This window comes from Micromonospora sp. RHAY321 (assembly GCF_023896955.1).
In the GTDB taxonomy this organism is placed as follows: Bacteria; Actinomycetota; Actinomycetes; order Mycobacteriales; family Micromonosporaceae; genus Micromonospora.
This window is the reverse complement of record NZ_JAMHIW010000011.1, coordinates 94,988-114,794: the sequence shown is the minus strand read 5'-3', so window position 1 is coordinate 114,794 and position 19,807 is coordinate 94,988. Positions and strand designations below refer to the sequence as shown.

Sequence of the window (19,807 nt, the reverse complement as noted above, 5' to 3'; positions counted from 1 at the left end):
GCCCTTCGTCTCGCCTGCCGGTCAGCCGCTGCGCCGGCGCAGGGTGGCCGCCGCGAGCACCAGCGCCAGCATCACCGCGCCGAGCACGACCACCACGTCCCGCCACATCCTGCCGGTCGGCTCGGCGTTGGCGCCCACCTCCTGCAACGCCTCGATGGCGTACGACAGGGGGAAGGCGTCGCTCAGCGCCTGGAGCCAGCCGGCCATCTGGTCGCGGGCCACGAACAGCCCGCAGAGCAGCAGCTGGGGGACCACCACGACTGGCAGGAACTGTACTGCCTGGAACTCGGTGCGGGCGAAGGCACTGCAGAACAGCCCGAGGGCGACACCCAGCACGGCGTCGATCACCGCGATTCCGATCACCAGCCCGCTGCTGCCGGCAGTGTCCAGGTCGAAGATCCAGTACGCCACTCCGGCGGCGACCGCGGCCTGCACGGCGGCGGCGAGCCCGAACGCGATGCCGTAGCCGAAGAGCAGGTCGAGCTTGCCCAGCGGGGTGGTGAGCAGCCGCTCCAGGGTGCCGGAGGTGCGCTCGCGGAGCATGGCGATGCTGGTCACCAAAAACATGATCACAAAGGGGAAGATGCCGAGCATCACCAACGCGATCCGGTCGAACGCCGATGGTTGGCCGGGCGGGGTCGGCTGGTCGGCGTACATGAAGTAGACCAGGGTGAGCAGGGCGGATGGCACCACGACGAGCAGTGCGATGGTGCGCCGGTCGTGCCGGAGCTGACGCAGGATGCGGCCGGTGGTGGCCGCGAGGATCCGCGGGTTCATGACATTCCTCCAGTTCCCGGTGCTGCCTGGGCGTCTTCGGAGCTCGCCGCGCTGGCCCGGATCAGCCGCAGGAACGCCTCGTCGAGGTCGTCCACCCCGGCGGCGGCGCGGACCGCGGCCGGGCTGTCGTCGGCGATCAGCCGGCCCTCCCGGATCAGCAGGAGCCGGTCGCAGCGGGCCGCCTCGTCCATCACGTGGCTGGACACCAGCAGGGTGGTGCCGGCGGCGGCCATCGCGTGGAACCGGGCCCACAGGTCGGCCCGCAGCACCGGGTCCTGGCCGACGGTCGGCTCGTCGAGGATGACCAGCTCCGGTTCGCCGACCAGGGCGCAGGCCAGCGAGGCGCGGCTGTGCTGGCCGCCGGAGAGGGTGCCGACCAGTTGGCCGGCCGCCCGGCTCAGCCCGACGTCGCTGATCGCCTGGTCGGCCTCGGCACGCCCCCGCCCGTGCAGGGCCGCGAAGTACCGGGCGTTCTCCCGCACCGTCAGGTCGGCGTAGACGCTCGGTGCCTGGGTGAGGTAGCCAACCTGGCGCCGCAGCGCGGGTGAGCCGGCCGGCTGGCCCAGGACGGTGACCGTCCCGCTGGTGACGACCTGCACCCCGACCACCGCCCGCATGAACGTCGTCTTGCCGCTGCCGCTGGGACCCAGCAGGCCTGTGACGGCGCCGCGCGGGACGGCGCAGCTGATGCCGTCGAGCACCCGTCGCCCGCCCCGGTCGACGACCAGGTCGCGGACCGCTATCGCGTCGCCCATCGCGCACCTCCCACGAAACTCATCATCTGTTGAACTCAACGCTAGATGAGATACCGGTGTCAGCGCAATGGTTGACTTCGAGCGCACTCGAACTGGAAGCCTGGACGACGTGGACGTCAGCACCAGAGAGATCACCCTCACCGTCGGTGAGGCCGCCGAGCGGGTCGGCCTGACCACCTACACGCTGCGCTGGTACGAGCAGGAGGGACTGGTCGCACCGGTCGGGCGGGACTCCGCCGGGCGTCGCCGCTACACCGCCGGCGACGTCGAGTGGTTGTTCCTGCTCACCCGGCTGCGCCGCACCGGGATGCCCGTGCGCGACATGCGCCGCTACGCCGAGTTGGCCCGGCAGGGCGAGCGCACCCTCGGTGCCCGGCGGGCGCTGTTCGAGGCGCACCGTGCGCGGGTGCTGGCCCGGATGGCGGACCTGGAGGAGGACCTCACCGTGCTCAACCACAAGATCGACGCCTACCGCCGGGCCGAACTGAAGAACGGGCAGTAGCCTTCGGACCGGACACCAGGTCCGCCAACGGGCATTGCGCCCCGATGGGACGTACGGCACGATGACGCCGTGGGTCACCCTCCGTTACCGGACAGCGGGTTCCTCGAGGACTGGGCCGTGCGGTTGCGGCAGGCCGCCGAGCGGCCGGTCGTCGGCATCCTGCTGCGCGGCAGTCACGCCCGGCGGGCCGCCACCGCCCACAGCGACGTCGACCTCGACGTGCTCGTCGGCGGCGCCCCGTACGTCGCCCGACGGGCGTACCTGGCCGAGACCGCCGGCCGGCTCACCCACGTCTCGGTGGCCGCCCGGGACGTCCGCTCGTGGGTGCACCGGCTCGGCGAGCCGGCCGACTGGGCGTTCGGGCTGCCGGTCGCCGCGCCGGCGCGCCTGCTCTGGGCCGACCCGCACTGGCGGCCCCGCATCGACCTGCCGGTGCTCTGCCAGCCCGCCGAACCGCCCCGGCTGGAGGAGCTGATCGCCACGCTGGGTAAGGCCGCCGCCGCCCGGGCCGCCGGCGACCGCCTCGGCGTCCGGCTCGCGGTGGCCGACCTGGCCCGCCTCTGCCCCTCGGTGCTGCGCCCTGCCAACCCGTCGGTGCGGGTGTCCTCCCGCCGCGCCGCCTTCGCCGCGGCGCTGGAACTGCCGGTCGCCCCGCCCGGCTACCGGGAGGACATGCTGCTCTGCCTCGGGCTGCGCCCGGCCGCCACCGGGCAGCTCTGGGCCGCCGCCGTGCGGCTGGTCGCCGGCACGCTGCCGTTGGTCCGCCCGTACGCCGAGGAGATCGCCGAGGCGGCCGGTACCGACCTCGCCGACGCCCTGGTCGACGGGCGACTCGACCGCTACGTGGCCCAACTGGCCCGGCCCGTCGCCCGCCCGCCGCGGCCCCGTCGGGAGCCGTCGGTGGTGCCCGCGCCGCGTGCCGGACAATGGGTCACTGTGCCCGTACCTGACGCGCCGGTGACCGGCGTCCCCAGCGAACCGACCAGCCCGGCCGCGCCCGTGCCGGCCCGCCCGTCCCAGCTCGACCCGGCCATCGCGGCCCAGCTGCGCCGCACCGCCGACGGTCTGGTCGCCGCCGTCGTCCGTTCACACGACACCGGCGAGGTGCTGATGGTCGCCTGGATGGACGACGAGGCGCTGCACCGCACCCTGACCACCGGCCGGGCCACCTACTGGTCGCGCAGCCGTCGCGAGTACTGGGTCAAGGGCGCCACCTCCGGGCACCACCAGTACGTCCGCTCGGTCGCGTTGGACTGCGACGGGGACGCGCTGCTGGTGAGCGTGGACCAGGTCGGCGCCGCCTGCCACACCGGTCACCGGACCTGCTTCTTCACCGAGCTGCCGGTCAGCAGTCCGGAGGCACGGTGAGTGCGAGCAGTGCGGCGCGGCCAAGCCCCGCAGTCGCGAACGAGAGGCGAGCCCAGCCATGACCGACGGCGCCGTGAACCCCGACCTCGCCACCTTCACCGAGCTGGCCGCGCACTGGCGGGTCGTGCCGGTCACCCGGCGGCTCCTGGCAGACGCCGAGACCCCGGTCGGGGTCTACCGCAAGCTCGCCGGTGGGCCCGGCACGTTCCTGCTGGAGTCCGCCGAGCAGGGTGTCGGGTCGGCCGGCATGGCCTGGTCGCGGTACTCGTTCATCGGGGTACGCAGCAGCGCCACCCTCGTCGAGCGCGACGGCGTGGCGACCTGGCTCGGCCAGCCGCCGGCCGGACTGCCCACCGACGGCGACCCGGTGCGGGTGCTGCGGGAGACCGTCGCGGCCCTGGCCGGCCCGGTCGGCGACCCGTCCAGCGGGCTGCCGCCGCTCACCGGTGGCATGGTCGGCTACCTCGGCTACGACCTGGTGCGCCGCTTCGAACGGCTGCCCGAGCTGACCGACGACGACCTCGGCGTGCCCGAGCTGGGCATGATGCTCGCCACCGACCTGGTGGTGCTCGACCACTACGACGGCTCGGCGATCCTGGTCGCCAACGCGGTGCTGCCGCCGCTGGACGACGCCCCGGACCGCGCCGCGCAGGTCGCCGCCGCGTACCACCACGCCGTGGGCCGGCTGGACGCGATGACCACGGCACTGTCCCGGCCCATCCCACCGATGATCTCCACCGTCGAACGCCCACCGGCCGGTGAGGTGCTCTGCCGTACGCCCGACGGCGGCTACCCGAAGGCGGTGGAGGCGGCCAAGGAGGCGATCCGGGCCGGCGAGTGCTTCCAGATCGTGCTCTCCCAGCGGTTCGAGCGGCCCACCCACGCCGATCCGCTGGACGTCTACCGGGTGCTGCGCACCAGCAATCCCAGCCCCTACATGTACCTGCTGCGGTTCGACGGGTTCGACATCGTCGGCTCGTCCCCCGAGGCGCACCTGAAGGTCACCACCGGCGCGGACGGGGAACGCCGGGCGTTGCTGCACCCGATCGCGGGCACCCGGCCGCGGGGTGACACCGCGGCCGCCGACGCCGGGCTCGCCGCCGAACTGCTCGCCGACCCGAAGGAGCGGGCCGAGCATGTGATGCTCGTCGACCTGGGCCGCAACGACCTGGGCCGGGTCTGCCGGCCGGGCAGCGTGGAGGTCCCCGAGTTCGCCACCATCGAGCGGTACAGCCACGTCATGCACATCGTCTCCACCGTGACCGGCACCCTGCGTGACGACCGCAGCGCCTTCGACGCCCTCGCCGCGACCTTCCCGGCCGGCACGCTCTCCGGCGCGCCCAAGGTGCGGGCCATGGAGATCATCGAGGAGTTGGAGCCGGTTCGTCGTGGCCTCTACGGCGGCACCGTCGGCTACTTCGGCTTCGGCGGTGACCTGGACATGGCGATCGCCATCCGGACCGCGCTGATCCGCGACGGCCGCGCCTACGTGCAGGCCGGCGCGGGGGTGGTCGCCGACTCGGACCCGGCCGCCGAGGACCAGGAGACCCGCAACAAGGCAGCCGCCGTACTGGCCGCGATCGCGGCCGCCGAGACGTTGCGGCCGGCCCGATGAGCGACGCGACGCAACCCCGGGCGACGCAACCCCACGACGGGTCACCGGCCGCGGCGGGGCGGCGTCAGCTGACGTACGCCGTGCTGCTCTGCCTGGCCGGCGCCGGCCTGGCGCTCTGGGCGGCGACCCGGAGCTGGTCGGTGGAGTTGACCGTGCGGCCCGCGCCGCTGCCACCGGTGCGCGACGCCCGCAGCGGCGCGGCCCTGCTGCCCTGGTTGCCGGCGCTGGCCCTGGTCACGCTGGCCGGCGGTGGCGCGGTGCTGGCCACGCGTGGACGGTCGCGGCGACTGCTCGGTGTGCTGCTCGGCGCGCTCGGCCTGGCCGTGGCGGCCGGCGGCGGGTACGGGCTGGTCGCCGACCTCGACGGGGTGGTGAGCCGGCAGTGGCCGGCGCTCTGCCTGCTCGGCGGCCTGCTGGCCGCGGTGGGCGGCGGGTGGACCGCGCTGCGCGGCGGCGGCTGGCCGGCGATGGGTGCCCGGTACGAGCGGCCGGCACCGACCGTCACGCAGAGTGCGCAGGAACCGCCTGGCCCGGCCGGCCCCATGGCCGGGCGACGCACCACCGAGGCGTGGGACGCGCTGGACCGGGGCGAGGACCCGACCGCCCGCTGAGTGCCTGGCCGCCGGTGGGTCTGGTGGCTCAGCCGACCGGTTGGCGCTCCCGCTGTTGGCGGCGGGCGGCGGCGGCACGGGCGGCGGCCAGTTCGGCCACCAGGCGGTCCAGTTCGGCGCGCCGGTCGGCGCGGGCCCGGTCGGCGCAGACCGCCTCCCAGGCGTTGCCGCGTGCGGTGCGCATCCGTCCCTCGCCCACCACGGCCCGCTCCAGCGTGTGCACCACGCCGACGGCGAGCGACGCGACGGTCCGCGAGATGGTGGTCAGCCCGATGCTCGGGTTGGGCTCGGCAATGCTCATTGGTTCACCCCGCACGAGGAGTTGGCGACGGTCGGGCAGGCGCGCCATCGAGTCTGCCCGAGGACGATGCTGGCCGGCTGAGGTTTCGCCGGGGTGACCGCCCGGTCAACTGTCCCGCCTCGGCTCCGGCCGGACACCGGCCGTTCGGCCTTGAGCTTGCTCACAGAATCGACCGGCGTCACTGTCGTTCTGCGTCGATCCCGGACCGGTGGCATGATCGGTGGGTCGGCTCGGCTCGACCGGGCCCGCCCGGCTCTCGTCGGACGGCGGCGGCCGACACCGGAGGTGGCGCTGCGTGACATCCCGTTCACGGCAAGTCGGCCATTATGCCGCAGCCCTTTTCGTGAGCAGCGCCATACCCCCGGCTCCCGGCGTCGGCCGGCTGCCCCTAGCATCGGCCCATGACACCCGGAGAGGGGAGTCCGCTGGTGACTGCTGAGCATGCGCACGCGGAGGGGGACGAGGCCGGGCAGGCCGCGTCCGTAAGCGTGCTCGACGAGATCCTGGCCGGCGTACGTGAGGACGTCGCCCGACGCCAGGAACAGGTTCCGCTGGAGCGGATCCGTGAACTGGCCGCGGCTGCGCCGCCGCCGCTGGACGCGTACGCGGCACTGCGTAAGCCCGGCGTGGCCGTGATCGCTGAGGTGAAGCGCTCCTCGCCGTCGAAGGGCCGGCTGGCCGAGATCGCCGATCCGGCAGATCTCGCCGTCGACTACGCGGCCGGCGGTGCGCGGGCGATCAGCGTGCTGACCGAGGGGCGCTGGTTCGGTGGCTCACTGGACGACCTGGCGGCCGTCCGGGCCGCGGTGACCGTGCCGGTGCTGCGCAAGGACTTCGTGGTCTCCAGCTACCAGGTGCACGAGGCGCGTGCGCACGGCGCCGACCTGGTGCTGCTGATCGTCGCCGCCCTGGAACAGAACGTGCTGACGGGTCTGCTGGAGCGCATCGAGTCGCTGGGCATGACCGCGCTCGTCGAGGTGCACGACGAGGAGGAAGCCGACCGGGCACTGGAGGCCGGCGCGCAGGTGATCGGGGTCAACGCCCGTGACCTGCGTACCCTGGAGGTCGACCGGTCGGTGTTCGAGCGGATCGCGCCCGGCCTGCCCAGCAGCGTCGTGAAGATCGCCGAATCCGGCGTACGCGGCCCGCACGACCTGATCCGGTACGCCTCCGCGGGTGCGGACGCGGTCCTCGTCGGCGAGGGCCTGGTCACCCAGAAGAGCCCCCGCGAGGCGGTCGCCGAGCTGGTCAACGCCGGTAACCACCCGGCAACGCCCCGGCCGGTGCGCTGACCCCGCGCCGGTGACGCCACACCGAGAGGATTTCCGATGAGCGCCGACGCGCTGGCCCCGGTGGCCGGCCCGCAGCCCGACTCCGCCGGCCACTTCGGCCGCTTCGGCGGTCGGTTCGTGCCCGAGGCCCTGGTGGCCGCGTTGGACGAGCTCGACGGGGCGTGGCGTACGGCGATCGCGGACGAGTCCTTCCGGGCCGAGTTCGGGGCGCTGCTGCGCGACTACGCCGGCACGCCGTCGCTGCTCTACGAGGCCCGGCGGTTCTCGGCGAAGGTCGGCGCGCGGGTGCTGCTCAAGCGGGAGGACCTCAACCACACCGGTGCGCACAAGGTGCGCAACGTGCTCGGCCAGGCGCTGCTCACCAAGCGGATGGGCAAGACCCGGGTGATCGCGGAGACCGGTGCCGGTCAGCACGGCGTGGCCACCGCGACCGCCGCCGCCCTGTTCGACCTGGAGTGCGTGGTCTACATGGGCCAGGTCGACACCGAGCGGCAGGCGCTCAACGTGGCCCGGATGCGGATGCTCGGCGCCACCGTCGTTCCGGTCACCACCGGCTCGCGCACCCTCAAGGACGCGATGAACGAGGCGATGCGCGACTGGGTGGCCAACGTCGACGAGACGCACTACCTGATCGGTACGGCCGCCGGGCCGCACCCGTTCCCGGCGATGGTCCGTGACTTCGTCCGTGGCATCGGCGACGAGGCCCGCCAGCAGTGCCTCGACCTGACCGGCGGGCTGCCGGACGCGGTCACCGCCTGCGTGGGTGGCGGCTCCAACGCGTTGGGCATCTTCCACGCCTTCGTCGGCGACGCGGACGTGCGGCTGTACGGCTTCGAGGCCGGCGGCGACGGCGTGGCCACCGGCCGGCACGCCGCCAGCATCACCGGCGGGTCGTCGGGCGTGCTGCACGGCACGCGCACCTACGTGTTGCAGGACGCCGACGGGCAGACGTTGGAGTCGCACTCCATCTCCGCCGGCCTGGACTACCCGGGCGTCGGGCCCGAGCACGCGTGGTTGCACGACACCGGCCGGGCCACCTACCTGCCGGTCACCGACGACGAGGCGATGGCCGCGTTCGAGCTGCTCTGCCGCACCGAGGGGATCATCCCGGCGATCGAGAGCGCCCACGCGCTCGCCGGCACCGTCGCGCTGGCCCCGAAGCTCGCCGCCGAGCTGGGCCGGGAGCCCACCATCGTGGTCAACCTGTCCGGGCGGGGCGACAAGGACGTGCACACCGCCGGCGACTACTTCGGCATCCTCGACAAGGAGCGGTGAGATGAGCCGGATCGGGGTGGCCTTCGACAAGGCGCGGGCCGACGGGCGGGCGCTGCTGGTCGGCTGCATGCCGGCGGGGTTTCCGACCGTCGAGGGCAGCATCGCGGCGATGACCGCCATGGTCGAGGCCGGCGTGGACGTCATCGAGGTGGAGATTCCGTACTCCGACCCCGTGATGGACGGGCCGGTCATCCAGAAGGCCAGTGACATCGCGCTGGCCGGCGGTGTGCGCACCGCCGACACGTTGCGCATCGTCGAGGCGGTCGCGGCCACCGGCGCGCCGGTGGTCACCATGACCTACTGGAACCCGATCGAGCGGTACGGCGTGGACGTCTTCGCCCGGGATCTCGCCGCCGCCGGCGGGACCGGCCTGATCACTCCGGACCTGATCCCCGACGAGGCGGACGAGTGGCTGGCCGCCTCCGACGCGCACGGGCTGGACCGCACCTTCCTGGTCTCGCCGTCGTCCACGGATGCGCGGCTGGCGATGACCGTGGAGCACTGCCGGGGCTTCGTCTACGCCACAGCCGTGATGGGGGTGACCGGGGCCCGGGCGCAGACCTCCGACGCCGCGCCGACGCTCGTCTCCCGGGTCCGCGGGGTCACCGATCTGCCGGTCGGTGTCGGTCTGGGCGTGGGCACCGGCGCGCAGGCCGGGACCGTCGCCGGGTACGCCGACGGAGTGATCGTCGGCAGCGCGCTCGTCCGCTGCGTGCTCGATGCGCCCTCCGAGGCCGACGGGCTGGCCGCCCTGCGCGCCCTCAGCACCGAACTCGCCGAGGGCGTCCGAAACCCCGTCCGCTGACGGCTCAGGCCCGGCCGCGAGCGGCGCGGGCTCCCGGCATGTCTGTCTTTTGGGCGTGATACCTGTGGGTCATATTTATGCCTCACAAGTATCACGCTCGACCTGGTGATGCCCGCCGGACCGGGCGCCGGTCCAGTGGCCGCCGGACGGTCGCCCAGCGCTCAGGGGCGTAGCGAGGGATCGGCCGCCACTTCGCCCCGTTGCTCCGGCGGCTGCGCCGCCCCGTTGCCCCCGACGGCCGTCCGTCCGTCCGTACCGTCCGCCGGCTGGCCGTCGGAGTCGTTTGCGGGCTCGTCGTCGCCGGGTGCCCACCGGGCGTCGCGCAGCACCCCCGAGCGGCCGGCCACCGCGTCGGTGACGGCGGCCCGGGTGAGCGGGGTGACGGCCTCGGGCAGGGTCGCGGGAGCGTGCCAGGACAGCCGGCAGCCCGGAAGGGGGTCCGCGGTCGGTCGGACCCCGGCCACGCGGGCCCGGAACACGTGCACGAGGACGTCCGGCAACGGGCCGGCGTGCCCGGCCGGCGTGGCCGCCACGGGGCTGGTCAGGTGGTAGATGCCGACCAGGTCGGCAAGCTCGATGTCCCAGCCGGTCTCGGCGCGGATGTCCCGCAGTGCCGCCCGGACCGGACTCTCCGCCGGGCGCAGCCGCCCGCCGGGTAACGCGTACCGGCGCTCGCCCCGGCCCTGCCGGCAGAGCAGCACCCGACCGGCGTCGTCGGTGACGACCGCGGCGACCGCCCAGGTGAGCGCGCTCATGGACAAAGAGCCTACGGCGGCGCAAACCAGAAGTCACCGGCATGCGCCCGAAGCGGCCCGGGGTGCCGCTTCGGGGGTGTGCAGCGGTAGCGTGTGCACCCGTGAACCTCGCCTCGCTGTCCCCCCAGGCGGCCCTGCCCAGTCCCAGCACCGCCGTGTGGCAGCTCGGACCGGTACCGATCCGGGCGTACGCACTGTGCATCATCCTCGGCATCGTGCTGGCCTGCTGGGTGACCGAGCGCCGGCTGCGTGAGCGCGGGGTCGCCCCCGGCGCGGTGCTCGACATCGCCGTCTGGGCGGTGCCCGCCGGCATCATCGGCGCCCGGATCTACCACGTGATCACCTCGCCGGAGAAGTACTTCGGCGCCGGCGGTGACCCGATCAAGGCGTTCGCCATCTGGGAGGGCGGCCTCGGCATCTGGGGCGCGGTCGCCGGTGGCGCGGTCGGCGCCCTCATCGCGGCACGGCAGCTGGGCATCCCGTTCGGCGTGGTGGCCGACGCGGTGGCCCCCGGTCTGGCGTTGGCCCAGGCGGTCGGCCGGCTCGGCAACTGGTTCAACAACGAGCTGTACGGCGGCCGGACGACCCTGCCGTGGGGTCTGGAGATCCACCGGATGGATCCGGACAACCCGGGGCACGCGCTGCGCGACGACGCCGGCCAACCGATCCTCGAACCGGGCCTCTACCAGCCGACCTTCCTCTACGAGGCGCTGTGGAACCTCGGCGTGGTCGCCCTGGTGCTCGTCCTCGACCGGCGGCTGCGGCTCGGCCGGGGCCGGGCGTTCGCGCTCTACGTGATGGGCTACACCGTCGGCCGGTTCTGGATCGAGCTGATGCGGACCGACGAGGCGAACCAGATCCTCGGCGTGCGGCTCAACGTCTGGACCGCCGCGCTGGTCTTCCTCGGCGCGTTGATCTACTTCGTGCGGGTCCGTGGCCCCCGGGAGTACCTGATCCCGCTCGGCGCGGCGGCGACGCCGACCCCGCCCACGACGTCCGACCTGTCCCAGGTCGACCTCTCCGAGCGGGAGGCCGGCGCGAAGGCCGCCGCCCCGGAGGGCTACCGCGTGGTCAGCGAGGAGCAGTACCAGGCCTGGCGGGACAGCGGCGTGGTGCCGCCCGAGCCGGCCGCCGACGACGCCCGGCCGGGTGACGGCGAGCCGCTCGACGGGCGGGAAGCCGACGACGCCAATTCGGCCGACGACGGCGACGGCGACGGTACGCCGGAGACGCGCGCCGACCGGGCCGACGCCGCCGGCGTCCGCCCCGCCGACCGGGACAGCTGAGCGGGGGCGGCACCGATGCGAAGCGCGGTGGTGGTCGGCGCAGGGGTCGGTGGCCTCGCGGTGGCCGGCGCGCTGGCCCGCTCCGGGTGGCTGGTCACCGTGCTGGAACGCGCCGAGCGGGTCCGCCCCGAGCCGACCGCCGTGGTGCTCTGGCCCAACGGCGTCCGCGCGTTGCAGTCCCTCGGCCTGGGTGCCGGTCTGGCTGCGATCGCCACCCCGCTGCCCGACGGCGGGGTCCGCCGCCCGGACGGGCACTGGCTGGTGCAGCCCCGACCCGTCCCGGCGGACCGGATGCCGGTGGTGGTGCACCGCGAAGACCTGCACGACGCGCTCATCGCGGGGCTCGGTGACCGGGTGGAGCTGCGCACCGGGGTGACCGTGCGCCACGTCCGGGTCGACCCGGGCCAGCGCCCGGCGGTCGGCGACGGCCGGCACACCATCGAGGCCGACCTGGTGGTCGCCGCCGACGGCACGGACAGCGCCATCCGCCGCCAGCTCGCCCCCGAGTCGGGGGTGGTCAGCTCCGGCTGTGCCGCGTGGCGGGCCGTCATCCCCTGGTACCGGGCACCCCGGCTGCCCGCCGACCAGCCGATCGCCGGGGAGGTCCTCGGCGCCGGGTACCGGTTCGTGGCCGCCTCGCTGGGGGAGCGCGGCTCCTCGGGCGGCTCCACACGGGGCGGCATCTACTGGGTGGCCACCGCCGCCGGCGCGCCCCGCCCGGAGCCTCCGGAGATCCAACTCGCCCTCCTGCGCCGCTGGTACGCCGGCTGGCCGGACCCGATCGGCGCGCTTCTCGACGCCACCGACCCGACCGACCTGGTGCAGCAGGAGGTCCGCGAACTGCGGCCGCTGCCGCGCGCGTACGGCTTCCCGGTCGGGCCGGGCGGGGTGGTGCTGCTCGGCGACGCGGCGCACGCCATGCCGCCGCATCTCGGCCAGGGCGCCTGCCTCGCCTTCGAGGACGCCGCCACGCTCGCCTCCCTGCTGCGCGAGGCCCGGTTGCCCGACGCCGTGCAGGCGTACGACCGGGTGCGCCGCCCCCGGGCGGCGACCGTGGTCCGGCAGACCCGGCGGATGTCGGCGGTGCTCCAGACGCGGGGCCGGCTGGCGTTGCGCGCGCGGGACGCCGCGCTCGGCACGATCAACACGCGTCTGCTTTCCAGCGCCGCCGCGTCTGCCGCGCAGTGGCGCCCGCCAGCCTGACCGGTAGGTGCGCGCCGACCCCGGCGACGGGTCAGGGGATGAGGGCCGCGGGTTCGGCGATGCAGGCGGTGCCGATGCGTCGGAAGCCGACCCGCAGGTAGACCCGGGCGATGTCCTCACTGCCCGCGGAGAGGAAGACCAGGTCGGTGCCGGCGGCGCGTAGCTCCCGGGCGAGGGTGGCGGTCAGCGCGGCGCCCAGTCCGCGCCGCCGGGCGGCCGGCAGGGTGGCCACGCCGGCGATCTCGGCGACGTCGCCCACCCGCATCGCCATGCCGCTGGCCAGCGCACCCTCGGTCGGCGTGCCCGCCAGCGCCGAGATCCGCCGGCCGTCGGCGATCCGGGAGCGCTCCTCGTCGAGCGCGGCCTGCTCCAGCTCGGTGACGGCGGCGTCCCGCTCGGCCGGGCCGGCGTCGCCCCGCTCCGTACCGGGGGCGGCGAACGAAACGGCCGCCACGGCCCGCCGGCCGGCCACGTCGGCGGCGAAGTCGGGTGAGTCCGGCGTCAACACCCGCACCGGTACGTCGGACAGCGTCGCCGGGTCGGGCAGCGCGGCCGGATCGAGCACCATCAGCGGCGCCTCCAGCACGTTCAGCCCTGCCGAGCGGGCCACCGCCAGCAGTTCCGGGGTGGTCTCGTGCACCCACTCGAAGGCTTCCGGCAGGCCCAGCTCCCGCTGCCGCTCGCGGACCGACGTCACGTCGGCCAGTGACGGCGGTTCGGTGGCGTCGATGCGGGGGCGGGCGTAGAACGGCCAGCCGGCACCGTCGCGGACGAACAGGACGAGCCCGCCGTGCTCCTCCGCACCGGCGACGTCGCGCGGCACCGCGTCGTAGAAGCGTTCCAGCCGGTCGAAGATATCCTTGTTGAGAGGATCCACCGCGCGAGACTACACGTCCCAGACTCTGGACGGTGTGATCAATCTTGGGTGGCCTTGTGCCGCCCGCCCTAACGTAGACTCAATAGACCCACGGGCCGACGTCGTCCCCACCATGATCCAACCTGAGTGACGACAGGAGGCCCGGTGGCCTTTCCGTACCCGCACAGCCCGCAAGCGTCCCCGACGCCCGGCCCCCGCCCACCCGCGCAGGGCCTGTACGACCCGGCCCAGGAGCACGACGCCTGCGGTGTGGCCTTCGTGGCGGATCTGCACGGTCGGCGTTCGCACTCGGTCGTCGCCAACGGGCTCGGCGCGCTCTGCCGGCTGGACCATCGCGGTGCTCGTGGCGCGGAGCCCAACACCGGCGACGGCGCGGGCATCATGATCCAGGTCCCGGACGCGTTCCTGCGTGCCGTGGCGGGCGTCGCGCTGCCCCCGGTCGGCGAGTACGCCACCGGCCTGGTCTTCCTGCCCGACGACGACGCGGCCGAGGCCCGCGCCCGGCGGGTGGTCGAGAAGTACGCGCTGGTCGAGGGGGCCGACCTGCTCGGCTGGCGGGACGTGCCGATCGACCCGGACGGGCTCGGCGAGACCGCCCTGGCGGCGATGCCCCGCGTGCGGCAGCTCTTCCTGGCCGCGCACCGGCTCACCGACTCGCCCGCCGGGCCGGCCGGTTCCGCGTTGCGCGGCATCGACCTGGATCGCGTGGCCTTCTGCCTGCGCAAGCAGGCCGAGCGGGAGACCGCCGAGCGGGGCGTGCCGGCTTACTTCCCGTCGCTGTCCAGCCGGACCATGGTCTACAAGGGGATGCTCACCCCGGACCAGTTGCCGGCGTTCTACCCGGACCTGCGCGACGAGCGGGTGGACAGCGCCATCGCGCTGGTGCACTCCCGGTTCTCCACCAACACGTTCCCCTCCTGGCCGCTGGCGCACCCGTACCGGTTCATCGCCCACAACGGTGAGATCAACACGATCCGCGGCAACCGCAACTGGATGCAGGCCCGCGAGGCGCTGCTGGCCAGCCCGGACATCCCCGGCAACATCCGACGGGTCTTCCCCGTCTGCACCCCCGGCGCCTCCGACTCGGCGAACTTCGATGAGGTCCTCGAGCTGCTGCACCTCGCCGGGCGGAGCCTGCCGCACGCGGTGCTCATGATGATCCCCGAGGCGTGGGAGAACGACCCCGGCATGCAGCCGGACAAGCGGGCCTTCTACCGCTTCCACGCGAGCCTCATGGAGCCCTGGGACGGGCCGGCGTCGGTGGCCTTCACCGACGGCGAGATCGTCGGTGCGGTGCTGGACCGCAACGGGCTGCGCCCGGGGCGCTGGTGGCAGACCGACGACGGGCTCGTGGTGCTCGGCTCCGAGGCGGGCGTGCTCGACCTCGACCCGGCCCGGGTCGTCGCCAAGGGGCGGCTCCAGCCGGGGAAGATGTTCCTGGTCGACACCGTCGCCGGCCGGATCGTCCACGACGAGGAGATCAAGTCGGAGCTGGCCGCCGAGCGGCCGTACGGTGAGTGGCTGCACGCCGGGTTGATCGAGCTGGACGACCTGCCCGCCCGCGAGCACACCGTCTACACCCACGACTCGGTCCGTCGCCGCCAGCAGACCTTCGGCTACACCCAGGAGGAGCTGAAGATCCTGCTCGCGCCGATGGCCCGCACCGGCGCCGAGCCGCTCGGTTCGATGGGCACGGACACCCCGATCTCGCCGCTGTCCACGCGACCGCGGCTGCTCTACGACTACTTCCACCAGCTCTTCGCCCAGGTCACCAACCCGCCGCTGGACGCCATCCGGGAGGAGCTGGTGACCAGCCTGGTGTCGACCATCGGGCCGGAGGGCAACCTGCTCGACCCGGGCGCGGCGAGCTGCCGGCAGATCGTGCTGCCGCACCCGGTGATCGACAACGACGAGCTGGCGAAGATCCTCTCCATCGACGAGGACGGCGACCTGCCGGGCTTCAAGGCGGTCCGGGTCTCCGGGCTGTACCGCATCCGGGAGGGTGCCGCCGGTATCAAGGCGCGGCTGACCGAGATCTGCCGGCACGTCTCCGAGGCCATCGAGGACGGGGTCCGCATCCTGGTGCTCTCCGACCGGGACTCCAACGCCGACCTGGCGCCGATCCCGTCGCTGCTGCTCACCGCCGCGGTGCACCAGCACCTGGTCCGTGAGCAGACCCGCACCCAGGCGGCGCTGATCGTGGAGTCGGGCGACTGCCGCGAGGTGCACCACGCGGCGGTGCTGATCGGCTACGGCGCGGCGGCGGTCAACCCGTACCTGGCCTTCGAGTCGGTGGAGGACATGATCTCCACGGGCGCGCTGGTCGGCGTCGAGCCCGCTGCCGCGGTCCGCAACTACGCCAAGGCGCTCGGCAAGGGCGTCCTGAAGATCATGTCGAAGATGGGCATCTCGACGGTCTCGTCGTACTGCGGTGCGCAGGTCTTCGAGGCGGTTGGCCTGGACAAGCGGCTCGTCGAGCGCTACTTCCGGGGCACCCCCAGCCGGATCGGCGGGGTGGGGCTGGCCGGCGTCCACACCGAGGTGGCCGCCCGGCACGCGCTGGCCTGGCCGCCGGCGGGCACCCCGGCGTCCGATCGGCTGGAGGTCGGCGGCGAGTACCAGTGGCGCCGCGAGGGTGAGCTGCACCTGTTCAACCCGGAGACGGTCTTCCTGCTCCAGCACGCCACCCGCAGCCGGCAGTACGACGTCTTCCGGCAGTACACGGCGAAGGTCGACGCGCTCGCCGCGCAGGCCGGCTCGCTGCGCGGGCTGTTCACCCTGCGTACCGGGGTCCGTCCGGCCGTACCGATCGAGGAGGTCGAGCCGGCCACCGAGATCGTCAAGCGGTTCGCCACCGGCGCGATGTCGTACGGGTCGATCTCCGCCGAGGCGCACGAGACGCTCGCCATCGCGATGAACCGGCTCGGCGGCAAGTCCAACACCGGTGAGGGCGGCGAGGACGTCGAGCGGCTGCACGACCCGAGCCGCCGCTCGGCGGTCAAGCAGATCGCCAGCGGCCGCTTCGGCGTCACCAGCGAATACCTGGTCAACGCCGACGACATCCAGATCAAGATGGCCCAGGGCGCCAAGCCCGGCGAGGGCGGGCAACTGCCCGGCAACAAGGTCTGGCCGTGGATCGCCCGGACCCGGCACGCCACCCCGGGTGTCGGCCTGATCTCCCCGCCGCCGCACCACGACATCTACTCCATCGAGGACCTCGCCCAGCTGGTACACGACCTGAAGTGCGTCAACCCGGCCGCCCGGGTGCACGTCAAGCTGGTCAGCGAGGTCGGCGTGGGCACCGTCGCGGCGGGTGTCGCCAAGCTCAAGGCCGACGTCATCCTGATCTCCGGTCACGACGGCGGCACGGGGGCGTCACCGCTGAACTCGCTGAAGCACGCCGGCACCCCCTGGGAGCTGGGGCTGGCTGAGGCGCAGCAGACGCTGCTGCTCAACAAGCTGCGCGACCGGGTCACCGTGCAGGTCGACGGCCAGCTCAAGACCGGCCGGGACGTGCTGATCGCGGCGCTGCTCGGCGCGGAGGAGTTCGGCTTCGCCACCGCGCCGCTGATCGTCGCCGGCTGCGTGATGATGCGGGTCTGCCACCTGGACACCTGCCCGGTCGGCATCGCCACCCAGAACCCGGTGCTGCGGGAACGGTTCACCGGCACCCCGGAGTTCGTGGAGAACTTCTTCCTGTTCCTCGCCGAGGAGGTCCGCGGTTACCTGGCCGAGCTGGGCTTCCGGTCCATCGAGGAGGCGATCGGGCAGACGGAGCTGCTCGACGTGGTCCCCGCGCTGACGCACTGGAAGGCGCAGGGGCTGGACCTGGCACCCGTCCTGCACCTGCCGGAGCTGCCGGCCGGCGCCGCCCGGCGTGGGGTGCGCGCCCAGGACCACGGCCTGGAGCACGCCCTGGACAACGAACTGATCGCGCTGGCCCGTCCGGCGCTGTCCGACGGCGCGCCCGTGCGGGTCGAGGTCGCCGTGCGCAACGAGCACCGCAGCGTCGGCGCGATGCTCGGCGGGGAGGTCACCCGTCGCTACGGCGGCGCCGGCCTGCCCGACGACACCATCGAGTTCGTGCTGCGGGGCACGGCCGGCCAGTCGTTCGGCGCGTTCCTGCCGCGCGGGGTGACCCTGCGGCTGCACGGCGACGCCAACGACTACGTGGGCAAGGGCCTCTCCGGCGGCCGGGTCATCGTCCGTCCGGACGCCGCCGCGCCGTTCCTCGACAACGACGCCGAGCCGGGGCAGCGGGCCGAGGACCAGATCATCGCCGGCAACACCATCCTGTACGGCGCCACCGCCGGTGAGGTCTTCCTGCGGGGCCGGGTGGGGGAGCGGTTCGCGGTGCGCAACTCCGGCGCGGTCGCGGTGGTCGAGGGCGTCGGCGACCACGGCTGCGAGTACATGACCGGTGGGACGGTGGTGGTGCTCGGCGCGACCGGCCGCAACTTCGCCGCCGGGATGTCCGGTGGCACGGCGTTCGTGCACCAGCTGGACCGGGCGCGGGTCAACGCGGAGCTGGTCGACCTGGCGCCGCTCGGTGAGCAGGAGCAGACGCTGCTGCACGAGCTGGTCCAGCGGCACGTGGCCGAGACGGGCTCGGCGGTCGCCGAGGAGCTGCTCAAGCGCTGGCCGGAGGCGGTGGCCGAGTTCACCGCCGTGGTGCCCCGCGACTACCGCCGGGTGCTGGAGATCATGCGGGCCGCCGAAGCCGCCGGCCGCGACGTCGACGACGCGGTGATGAAAGAACTGACGCCGTCGGCTCAGCCGGCGATGCCGGTGCCGCCCGCCCCGCGGGTGGCTGCCCAGGAGGTGGCACGTGCCTGACCCGAACGGTTTCCTGCGCTACGACCGGCGACTGCCGGCGCGCCGCCCGGTGCCGGTGCGGATCAGCGACTGGCGTGAGGTGTACCCGCCGGCCGGCGAGGAGCTGGTCCGCGAGCAGGCCACCCGCTGCATGGACTGCGGCATCCCGTTCTGCCACGACGGATGCCCGTTGGGCAACCGGATCCCGGACTGGAACGACCTGGTCCGCACCGGCAACTGGGACGCCGCGGTGGAGTCGTTGCACGCCACCAACAACTTCCCGGAGTTCACCGGCCGGCTCTGCCCGGCGCCCTGCGAGGCGGCCTGCGTCCTGGGCATCGCCGGTGGTCAGCCGGTGACCATCAAGCAGGTCGAGGTGGAGATCGCCGACGCCGCGGCGGCGCGCGGGTTCACACCCCGCCCGGTGCCGGCGCCGTCCGGCCGGTCGGTCGCCGTGGTCGGTTCCGGGCCCGCCGGCCTGGCCGCCGCCCAGCAGTTGGCCCGCGCCGGTCACGCCGTGACGGTGTACGAGCGCGACGACGCGATCGGCGGCCTGCTCCGGTACGGCATCCCCGACTTCAAGCTGGAGAAGCGGCACATCGACGCCCGGTTGGCTCAGCTGACCGCCGAGGGGGTGCGCTTCCGCACCGGCGTGAACGTCGGCGTGGACGTCACCGCCGAGCAGTTGCGTGCCGAGCACGACGCGGTGCTGCTGGCCTGCGGCGCGTTGCAGGGCCGGGACACCCCGGAGACCCCGGGGCGGGCGTTGCGGGGCGTACACCAGGCGATGGCGCATCTGGTCGCGGCGAACCGCGCGGTCGCCGGCGGGCCCGGCGCCGCGGGCGAGGGCCGGCCGGCGACCGCGGTGCTGCCGGACGGCACCCCGATCGACGCGGCCGGCAAGCACGTCGTGATCATCGGCGGTGGTGACACGGCGGCCGACTGCCTCGGTGTCGCGCACCGGCAGGGTGCCGCCGGTGTGCACCAGCTCGACCTGTACCCGCAGCCGCCGCAGGAGCGTGACGAGGCGCGGGACCCGTGGCCGACCTGGCCGTGGGTGCTGCGCAGCTACCCGGCGCACGAGGAGGGCGGCGAGCGTGTCTTCGCCGTGGCGGTGCAGGAGTTCGTGGACGACGGCACCGGTCAGGTGCGGGCGGTGCGGATCGCCGAGGTGACCGTGGAGAAGCGCGACGGCCGGCGGGTGGTCACCGCCGTGCCCGGCTCCGAGCGGGAGCTGCCGGCGGACCTGGTGCTGCTGGCGATCGGCTTCGAGGGCACCGAGGAGCAGCCGCTGCTGGCCCAGTTCGGGGTGACCCGCAACTCCCGGGGCGCCGTCGATGCCCGGGACGACTGGCAGGCCGACGCCGACGGGGTGTTCGTCGCCGGAGACATGCACCGGGGTGCCTCGCTGATCGTCTGGGCCATCGCCGAGGGGCGTGCGGCGGCCGCCGCCATCCACGGCTACCTCGGCGGTGCGGGGGCGCTGCCGGCCCCGGTCGCCCCGGCCGCGCAGCCGCTCGCCGCGCGCTGACCCGGGGCGTTATACGACGGCTCCACCAGGTGGCCCGGG

Annotated in this window: 16 protein-coding genes and 1 pseudogene; 12 read left to right on the top strand and 5 right to left on the bottom strand. The window is 74.0% G+C overall.

Translation table 11 applies throughout. The features are described 5' to 3' along the window. Nucleotides 1-21: 21 nt before the first annotated feature. The gene (locus M8C17_RS22050) at nucleotides 22-777 is read right to left on the bottom strand and encodes an ABC transporter permease (RefSeq protein ID WP_252418428.1); all 756 of its coding nucleotides are present in this window, start codon (nucleotides 775-777) and stop codon (nucleotides 22-24) included. After that, nucleotides 774-1,532, bottom strand: coding sequence for an ABC transporter ATP-binding protein (locus M8C17_RS22045; protein ID WP_252418427.1), 759 nt, complete (start codon nucleotides 1,530-1,532; stop codon nucleotides 774-776). Before M8C17_RS22045 ends, M8C17_RS22050 begins: the two co-directional genes overlap by 4 nt. Nucleotides 1,533-1,641: 109 nt before the next feature. Here M8C17_RS22045 and M8C17_RS22040 point away from each other — a divergent pair, with 109 nt between their 5' ends. The 5 genes and pseudogenes from M8C17_RS22040 to M8C17_RS22020 all read left to right on the top strand — a co-directional run bounded on the left by M8C17_RS22040 (nucleotide 1,642) and on the right by M8C17_RS22020 (nucleotide 5,628). Then, entirely contained in the window at nucleotides 1,642-2,034 is a 393-nt protein-coding gene (locus M8C17_RS22040) for a MerR family transcriptional regulator (RefSeq protein WP_252418426.1), read from the top strand. A 69-nt stretch (nucleotides 2,035-2,103) separates the two neighbouring features. Then, nucleotides 2,104-2,790: pseudogene (locus M8C17_RS31940) on the top strand (phosphoribosyl-AMP cyclohydrolase); the annotation flags it as partial. A gap of 180 nt (nucleotides 2,791-2,970) precedes the next feature. Beyond that, nucleotides 2,971-3,402: a phosphoribosyl-AMP cyclohydrolase gene (gene hisI, locus M8C17_RS22030; protein ID WP_252418488.1), complete on the top strand. Its 432-nt coding sequence runs from the start codon at nucleotides 2,971-2,973 to the stop codon at nucleotides 3,400-3,402. A gap of 58 nt (nucleotides 3,403-3,460) precedes the next feature. Further along, entirely contained in the window at nucleotides 3,461-5,017 is a 1,557-nt protein-coding gene (locus tag M8C17_RS22025; protein WP_252418425.1) for an anthranilate synthase component I, read from the top strand. After that, on the top strand, nucleotides 5,014-5,628 hold the full coding sequence (locus M8C17_RS22020; protein WP_252418424.1) for a Trp biosynthesis-associated membrane protein: 615 nt from the start codon (nucleotides 5,014-5,016) through the stop codon (nucleotides 5,626-5,628). Before M8C17_RS22025 ends, M8C17_RS22020 begins: the two co-directional genes overlap by 4 nt. Nucleotides 5,629-5,656: 28 nt before the next feature. On the opposite strand, the gene M8C17_RS22015 is transcribed toward M8C17_RS22020, so the two are convergent. Continuing rightward, entirely contained in the window at nucleotides 5,657-5,929 is a 273-nt protein-coding gene (locus M8C17_RS22015; RefSeq protein ID WP_252418423.1) for a hypothetical protein, read from the bottom strand. Between the two features lie 488 nt (nucleotides 5,930-6,417). On the opposite strand from M8C17_RS22015, the gene trpC reads away from it, so the two are divergent. From trpC to trpA, 3 genes are read left to right on the top strand one after another with little or no spacing between them, the layout of a single operon-like run. Continuing rightward, entirely contained in the window at nucleotides 6,418-7,221 is an 804-nt protein-coding gene (gene trpC, locus M8C17_RS22010) for an indole-3-glycerol phosphate synthase TrpC (protein ID WP_252418487.1), read from the top strand. 36 nt (nucleotides 7,222-7,257) lie between these two features. Continuing rightward, nucleotides 7,258-8,496, top strand: a complete 1,239-nt coding sequence (gene trpB / locus M8C17_RS22005; RefSeq protein ID WP_252418422.1) for a tryptophan synthase subunit beta — start codon at nucleotides 7,258-7,260, stop codon at nucleotides 8,494-8,496. A 1-nt stretch (nucleotide 8,497) separates the two neighbouring features. Further along, entirely contained in the window at nucleotides 8,498-9,301 is an 804-nt protein-coding gene (gene trpA / locus M8C17_RS22000) for a tryptophan synthase subunit alpha (RefSeq protein WP_252418421.1), read from the top strand. A 161-nt stretch (nucleotides 9,302-9,462) separates the two neighbouring features. On the opposite strand, the gene M8C17_RS21995 is transcribed toward trpA, so the two are convergent. Next, nucleotides 9,463-10,056, bottom strand: a complete 594-nt coding sequence (locus M8C17_RS21995) for an NUDIX hydrolase (protein ID WP_252418420.1) — start codon at nucleotides 10,054-10,056, stop codon at nucleotides 9,463-9,465. A 101-nt stretch (nucleotides 10,057-10,157) separates the two neighbouring features. Between M8C17_RS21995 and lgt the strand changes: the two genes are divergently transcribed. Both lgt and M8C17_RS21985 read left to right on the top strand, forming a co-directional pair. Continuing rightward, nucleotides 10,158-11,342, top strand: a complete 1,185-nt coding sequence (gene lgt, locus M8C17_RS21990) for a prolipoprotein diacylglyceryl transferase (protein ID WP_252418419.1) — start codon at nucleotides 10,158-10,160, stop codon at nucleotides 11,340-11,342. A gap of 15 nt (nucleotides 11,343-11,357) precedes the next feature. Next, the gene (locus tag M8C17_RS21985; RefSeq protein ID WP_252418418.1) at nucleotides 11,358-12,545 is read left to right on the top strand and encodes an NAD(P)/FAD-dependent oxidoreductase; all 1,188 of its coding nucleotides are present in this window, start codon (nucleotides 11,358-11,360) and stop codon (nucleotides 12,543-12,545) included. Between the two features lie 31 nt (nucleotides 12,546-12,576). Here the strand turns inward: M8C17_RS21985 and M8C17_RS21980 are convergent, their stop codons facing one another. Next, on the bottom strand, nucleotides 12,577-13,422 hold the full coding sequence (locus M8C17_RS21980; RefSeq protein WP_252418417.1) for a GNAT family N-acetyltransferase: 846 nt from the start codon (nucleotides 13,420-13,422) through the stop codon (nucleotides 12,577-12,579). A gap of 144 nt (nucleotides 13,423-13,566) precedes the next feature. On the opposite strand from M8C17_RS21980, the gene gltB reads away from it, so the two are divergent. Together gltB and M8C17_RS21970 are read left to right on the top strand one after the other, a co-directional pair. Next, entirely contained in the window at nucleotides 13,567-18,258 is a 4,692-nt protein-coding gene (gene gltB, locus M8C17_RS21975; protein WP_252418416.1) for a glutamate synthase large subunit, read from the top strand. Next, nucleotides 18,251-19,768 (top strand): glutamate synthase subunit beta, encoded by a 1,518-nt coding sequence (locus M8C17_RS21970; RefSeq protein ID WP_252418415.1) that lies wholly within the window; start codon nucleotides 18,251-18,253, stop codon nucleotides 19,766-19,768. Before gltB ends, M8C17_RS21970 begins: the two co-directional genes overlap by 8 nt. The last annotated feature ends 39 nt before the right edge of the window (nucleotides 19,769-19,807 follow it).

Excerpts from the sequence above, each read along its gene's own strand:
- M8C17_RS22050 (WP_252418428.1), bottom strand. The coding sequence starts at position 777 with ATGAACCCGCGGATCCTCGCGGCCACCACCGGCCGCATCCTGCGTCAG.
- M8C17_RS22045 (WP_252418427.1), bottom strand. The coding sequence starts at position 1,532 with ATGGGCGACGCGATAGCGGTCCGCGACCTGGTCGTCGACCGGGGCGGG.
- M8C17_RS22025 (WP_252418425.1), top strand. The coding sequence starts at position 3,461 with ATGACCGACGGCGCCGTGAACCCCGACCTCGCCACCTTCACCGAGCTG.
- M8C17_RS22020 (WP_252418424.1), top strand. The coding sequence starts at position 5,014 with ATGAGCGACGCGACGCAACCCCGGGCGACGCAACCCCACGACGGGTCA.
- M8C17_RS22015 (WP_252418423.1), bottom strand. The coding sequence starts at position 5,929 with ATGAGCATTGCCGAGCCCAACCCGAGCATCGGGCTGACCACCATCTCG.
- trpB (WP_252418422.1), top strand. The coding sequence starts at position 7,258 with ATGAGCGCCGACGCGCTGGCCCCGGTGGCCGGCCCGCAGCCCGACTCC.
- trpA (WP_252418421.1), top strand. The coding sequence starts at position 8,498 with ATGAGCCGGATCGGGGTGGCCTTCGACAAGGCGCGGGCCGACGGGCGG.
- M8C17_RS21995 (WP_252418420.1), bottom strand. The coding sequence starts at position 10,056 with ATGAGCGCGCTCACCTGGGCGGTCGCCGCGGTCGTCACCGACGACGCC.
- M8C17_RS21985 (WP_252418418.1), top strand. The coding sequence starts at position 11,358 with ATGCGAAGCGCGGTGGTGGTCGGCGCAGGGGTCGGTGGCCTCGCGGTG.